This is a genomic window from Methylophilus sp. QUAN, from assembly GCF_015354445.1.
In the GTDB taxonomy this organism is placed as follows: domain Bacteria; phylum Pseudomonadota; class Gammaproteobacteria; order Burkholderiales; family Methylophilaceae; genus Methylophilus.
The window spans coordinates 1-6,083 of the sequence record NZ_JADKYT010000004.1; the positions used below are offsets into that span (position 1 = coordinate 1).

Here is a 6,083-nt window from a genome sequence, read left to right on the forward strand (position 1 = left end):
TCTGTGAATAAAACCACAGAAGGCACCAAGCTGGTAGAGAACGCTGGTAACACCATGGACGAAGTGGTTTCTTCAGTACAACGTGTGGCAGACATCATCAGTGAAATCTCTGCTGCTTCTACAGAGCAGACTACTGGTATTGACCAGGTAAACCAGGCAGTGACCAGCATGGATGAAACCACGCAACAGAATGCGGCCTTGGTGGAAGAGGCAGCAGCTGCGGCTGAATCCCTGGTGGATCAGGCCAACCAGCTGGCCGGGGCGATTAGCCAGTTTAAACTTGAGGGACGGGGCGGCAGTGGTGTTGCATCATCCAAGGCAAACGCTGGGCGCAAAGCCTACAGCGCTGGTCAGAAACCACTCGTTGCGCATTTGCCGAAACCAGTGGCGCCGAATCACTCACCGCATGTCAGCAACTCCAATCCTGCACCCAAAATACCTGCCAGGACAGGCACTGATGACGGTGATTGGGAAGAGTTTTAAACAAGGTGTTTAAGGGATGCCCATTTAAATTCAAACCGGCTGCCAAGGCAGCCGGTTTTTTATGCTTTAAGCAAGAATAAGACAGGAATTCCCTGTCTTATTTCAACATCTCGTTTGAACCGTTTTTGCCATAATCAGAGCGTGAAAAAGTAATTTTTAAATCTATATTTTTAGCTCTCTTTATCTTAGGAATCCATGATGACAATTGCAAAACGCATGTATCTTTTGATTGCCACTTGCGCGTTAGCGATGGTGGTTCTTATCGGGGTCACTTTAAACGAAATCGTTAAAGTGTATGACACGACCAATCAGGCCAACGTCAACACCATCCCGAGCATTCTTGAACTGTCCAAAGCGCAAAACTACTATCAAAGGTTGCGCCTGAATGTGTTGCGCCACGTGAGCGTGACCACGCCTGCCGAAAAGGAAAAGTTGGCAACGCAAATTCAGGATCGTAAAGCGGTTGTCGAAGAGTCTCTGACGCACTACCAGGACCTGGTGTCTAGTGATCAGGACCAGGCATTGCTGACAGCTGAAAAAGAGATGCTGAATCGCTATTTTGTGCAAATGACGGATGTGTTGCGTTTGTCAGACATCGGCGCGCCTGAGGCGCCTGAGGCCTTGAAACAGGCAGACAAGCTGGCACTGGAAGTGGCTGACAAGATGGATGAGCATATGCTCTACAACCAGAAAACCAGCCTGGAGCTTGCTGCGAATGCAGCCAGCATCAAGCAGAGCGCTGTATGGCAATCCTCTGCCATTGCCTTGCTATGCCTGGCGGCAATTGTTGCTTTTGGCATGCTGATTACCAAACGACTGCGTGCGCAACTGGGTGTTGAGCCGGGGGAGTTGGCACAGATTGCCCACAACCTGGTAGAGGGTAACCTGAACCAGAAAATTGCACTGGCGACTAACGATAAGTCTAGCGTTGCGTACTCTATTGTGAGCCTGCAACGTACATTGGATGGCCTGGTGCAATCACTGAATTACGTGAGCCAACAACATGATGAAGGTGATATTGATTGCAATGTCGATCAGTCACGCTTTAAAGGTGGTTACTCTGAAATGGCCGCTGGCATCAATAAAATGGTGGCTGGTCATATTGCCATGAACCGTAGTGCCATCGAGGTAGTAAAAGCTTTTGGTGAAGGTAACCTGGATGTGCCATTGCAGAAATTCCCTGGCAAAAAAGCCTTTGTGAATGAAGCGATTGAGCAAGTCAGAGCCAATATCAAGGCATTGGTTGCCGATGTGGATTCGTTGGCACATGGCGCGGTTGAAGGCAATTTGTCTGCGCGCGCAGATGCCAGCAAATACCATGGTGATTTCCGCACCATTGTGCAAGGCATGAATAACACGCTGGATGCGCTGATTACGCCACTGAACATGACTGCACGCTATATTGCGGATATTTCAAAAGGCGAGATCCCAGCCAAAATCAGCGATCATTACAATGGCGATTTCAATACCATTAAAAACAACCTGAATCAGTGTATCGACGCCATCAACACATTGATTTCAGAAATGACACACATGAGTTCCGAGCACGATATTGGTGAAATCGACGTGCGGATTAATGCCGCCAAATTCGATGGTGCCTACCGCGTGATGGCCGAAGGTGTGAATGAAATGGTTGAGGAGCATATCAACACCAAGAAAAAAGCCATTGCATGTGTGAGTGGTTTGGGTGAGGGTAATTTTGATATGCCATTAGAGCAGTTCCCACGCAAGAAAGCCTTTATTAATGTGGCGATCGAGCAGATTCGTAGCAACCTGAAGGCATTGAATGACGATACCTTGATGTTGGCTGATGCAGCTAAAGAGGGCCGTATTACCGTTCGCGCTGATGCCAGCCGCCATCCGGGTGGTTTCAGCGATATCGTCCAGGGCATCAACAGTACCCTGGACCTGATTGTCGAACCTATTATGGCCGTATCTGAAGCCGTAGAAACGATCACGACGGCGGCGAACGAGATTTCGAGTGGTAACTCCGACTTGTCAGCGCGTACTGAGCAACAGGCGTCCAGCCTGGAGCAAACAGCGGCGAGCATGGAAGAATTAGCCTCTACCGTGAAACAAAACGCTGAGAACGCCAAACAGGCGAACCAGCTGGCACTGACTGCTTCAGGTGTTGCTGTCAAAGGCGGTGAAGTGGTCAACGAAGTGGTCGCTACCATGAGTGCGATCAACGAAAGTGCGAAAAAGATCGAGGACATCATCTCGGTAATTGACGGTATTGCGTTCCAGACCAACATTCTGGCCTTGAACGCAGCGGTAGAAGCAGCACGTGCAGGTGAGCAGGGCAGAGGCTTTGCGGTGGTTGCAGGTGAAGTACGTAACCTGGCGCAACGCTCAGCGAGTGCTGCCAAAGAGATCAAAGAACTGATCACTGACTCTGTGAATAAAACCACAGAAGGCACCAAGCTGGTAGAGAACGCTGGTAACACCATGGACGAAGTGGTTTCTTCCGTACAACGTGTCGCAGACATCATCAGCGAGATCTCCGCGGCGTCTACAGAGCAGACCACGGGTATTGACCAGGTGAACCAGGCAGTGACCAGCATGGATGAAACCACGCAACAGAACGCGGCCTTGGTGGAAGAGGCAGCGGCTGCGGCTGAATCCCTGGTGGATCAGGCCAACCAGCTGACTGCAGCTATCAGCCAGTTTAAACTTGATGGGCACAGTGCTGGCGGCCACGCAAGAAGTAGCGCCCAGCATTATCAGGCACCGTCCAAAACAGTCATGAGCTTTTCCGGTGCACATGGAGGAGCCGTCGCAAAAAAGTTCTCTTTGGATGACGCGGGCAAGGCGCATGACCAATGGAAGGCGCGTCTGGTCGATTATATGAACGGGCGGCATAAAGAGCCTATCAATCATGCCGATGCCGCCAGTGACCATAAATGCGATCTGGGTAAATGGATATACGGCGAGGGCAAGCAACATAGCCATCGCAAGGAGTATAGGGACCTGAAAGATGCGCATGCACATTTCCACCAGAGTGTCGGTGAGATTGTAGAGTCGGTCGCCGCCAGGAATCTTGATAAAGCCAAGTTTTTGTTAGGCGGTGATTTCTCCAGGCGGTCGAAAGAGACGCATGTCGCGATTGATCACTTGTCCAGGATCATTTCTGGAGGCGGTGGTAGCGCCCCGCCCGTGAGCAGGCCCGCCATGACCAGTACCTTTAAGAAAACAGGGACAGATGATGGTGATTGGGAAGAGTTTTAGCCTTCATTGAATGAAAAAAGCCGACTGATAAACAGTCGGCTTTTTTATTGTAACTAAAGTGTTAAAACGCCTTTTTGCAGCTAAAGAAACGTCTGAAAGCGTCGTAAAAGTAACTAAGTGGTAAAGAATAACCACTGTTATTCCCTGTTAAATTGTATGGAGACTTTATGAAAAAAACTTTGAACACAGCCCTGACCATCGTTGCATTATCCGCGTTCTCGGCCCCAATTTTCGCCGCTGAAGTGTGTACTGTTTCGATGATGGGTCGCGTTTGTTATGAAGAGGGTAGCGCTGAACTGACTTCTTCACACATGAAAGGCGACGCAGTTGCAGAGGCCGGTGCTGCCAAGAAAAAAGTAGAAGTTGCCGACGCTTCAAAAGCGAAGAAATAATCGACTTTTTTCTGTCAGAGAATCCCCCTGTTGCAGGGGGATTTTTTATGACTTTTCATACTGGATACTCGGCAGGACAGGTGAAAACTTGAGCGAAAACAGAGAGGCGAAAAGCGTTTTTATTGCAGTTTAGTTTGCCAAATTGTTAACCGAAAATATAAGAAAGCCAAAAAGGTTATAGAGATTAAAAATGGATTTAGGAGTCTAGATTATGAGTGTTGCTAAGAGAATGTACATTCTGATTGCCGTCGCAGCTTTGGGGTTGTTCCTGCTGGCGGGAGTGAGTTATTTCCAAACAGATCGAGTGTTTAAATACACCAATTACGCCAATGAAATGGCTGCGCCGAGTATCGAGATATTGGATGATACATTGGGCGAATTTGAAAAATTGAATAGCCTGATTTGGCAGCATATGCTGAATACAGACAATGGCAGAATGCAGATCATCGAAAAAGAAGTGGCTGAAACCCATGGCAAACTGATGGCCGCATTAAAGCGCTATGACAACTTTATCAGTGATGCGCAAGATAAACAGTTACTGCAAAAAGACTATGATGCGATCAAAGCTTATGATGTCCTGGGTAGCAATACCTTGACCTTGTCTCTTTCTAACAAGAAAACAGAGGCTAGGGATGCGTTGCTGGCGAACCAAGCGGTGATTGAGGGTGTGCAAAAAGCCATTCGCGAACATAGACTGTTTAACAATACACAAGCCAAAGACAGTGCCAAACAGGCGGCAGCGGTGAAACAAACAGCCATCTTTATGTTGATTGCGATTGCTGTTGCTGCGTTAGCCGTAGTGGTTTCGATTGGTATCTATATCAAGCGCAATATGTTCAAGCAATTGGGCATGGAGCCTTCTGAGTTAACGGTGATTGCCCGCAACTTTGTTGAAGGCAATTTGAACCAGAAAATTACCCTGCCTGAAGATGACAAGTCCAGCGTAGCTTATTCTATCCGTGTGTTGCAACGCACACTGGATGGTCTGGTACAGTCTCTGAACTATGTCAGCCAGCAGCATGATGAAGGCGATATTGACTGTAACGTTGACCAAACACGCTTTAAAGGTGGTTACTCTGAAATGGCCGCAGGCATCAATAAAATGGTGGCTGGCCATATTGCGATGAACCGCAGTGCGATTGAAGTGGTCAAGGCCTTTGGTGAAGGTAACCTAGATGTGCCGCTGGAGCAGTTCCCTGGCAAGAAAGCGTTTGTGAATGAGGCGATTGAGCAAGTACGTAGCAATATCAAACGCCTGGTGAACGATGCAGATCAACTGGCACACGCTGCGGTCGAGGGTAATTTGTCTACACGCGCCGATGCCAGCAAGCATCAGGGTGACTTCCGCGCGATTGTGGAAGGTATGAACAGCACATTGGATGCGGTGGTGAAACCGTTGAATGTGACCTCCAGCTACTTGGATAACATTGCCAAAGGCGTGATTCCAGCCAGCATTCAAGAGCAATATCAAGGTGATTACAGCCTGATCATCAACAACCTCAATACTTGTATTGCGGCGGTGAATGCACTGGTGGCCGATGCCAATAAACTGGCACAAGCTGCGCAGGATGGTCAGTTGTCTACCCGTGCCGATACCCATCAGCATAATGGTGACTTCCGTAAGGTGATTGAAGGCCTGAATGGCACGCTGGATGCAGTGGTCAAACCACTGACAGTGACTTCAGAATATCTGGACAATATTGCCAAAGGCCATATTCCAGCCACGATTTCTGAGCATTATCCAGGCGATTACAGCCAGATTATTACCAACCTGAATACCAGCATTGAGGCCGTGAATGCCTTGGTGGCTGACACCAGCATGCTGGCAGAAGCGTCTAAAGAAGGCCGCATTACCGTGCGAGCTGATGTGGACAAACACAATGGCGATTTCCGCAAGATTATTGAAGGGGTGAACAACACGCTGGATTTGATTGTAGAGCCGATTATTGCTGTCACCGAAGCCGTAGAAACGATCACGAC

Annotated in this window: 4 protein-coding genes; all 4 read left to right on the top strand. The window is 48.6% G+C overall.

What is annotated here, in order from left to right:
• The coding region (locus INP79_RS15370) for a methyl-accepting chemotaxis protein (protein WP_228520129.1) at window positions 1–483 on the top strand (483 nt) is incomplete at its 5' end.
• Window positions 484–681: 198 nt separating this feature from the next.
• Window positions 682–3,711: a methyl-accepting chemotaxis protein gene (locus INP79_RS15375; protein WP_194755112.1), complete on the top strand. Its 3,030-nt coding sequence runs from the start codon at window positions 682–684 to the stop codon at window positions 3,709–3,711.
• A 167-nt stretch (window positions 3,712–3,878) separates the two neighbouring features.
• Window positions 3,879–4,103 carry a hypothetical protein gene (locus INP79_RS15380; protein ID WP_019882307.1) on the top strand — a complete coding sequence of 75 codons (225 nt, stop codon included), beginning with the start codon at window positions 3,879–3,881 and terminating at the stop codon, window positions 4,101–4,103.
• Between the two features lie 229 nt (window positions 4,104–4,332).
• Window positions 4,333–6,083, top strand: a 1,751-nt coding sequence (locus INP79_RS15385) for an MCP four helix bundle domain-containing protein (protein WP_370583289.1), incomplete at its 3' end; no start/stop codon positions are given.

What these genes read in the sequence shown, in the direction of transcription:
- INP79_RS15375 (WP_194755112.1), top strand. Translation starts at nt 682, where the DNA reads ATGACAATTGCAAAACGCATGTATCTTTTGATTGCCACTTGCGCGTTA.
- INP79_RS15380 (WP_019882307.1), top strand. Translation starts at nt 3,879, where the DNA reads ATGAAAAAAACTTTGAACACAGCCCTGACCATCGTTGCATTATCCGCG.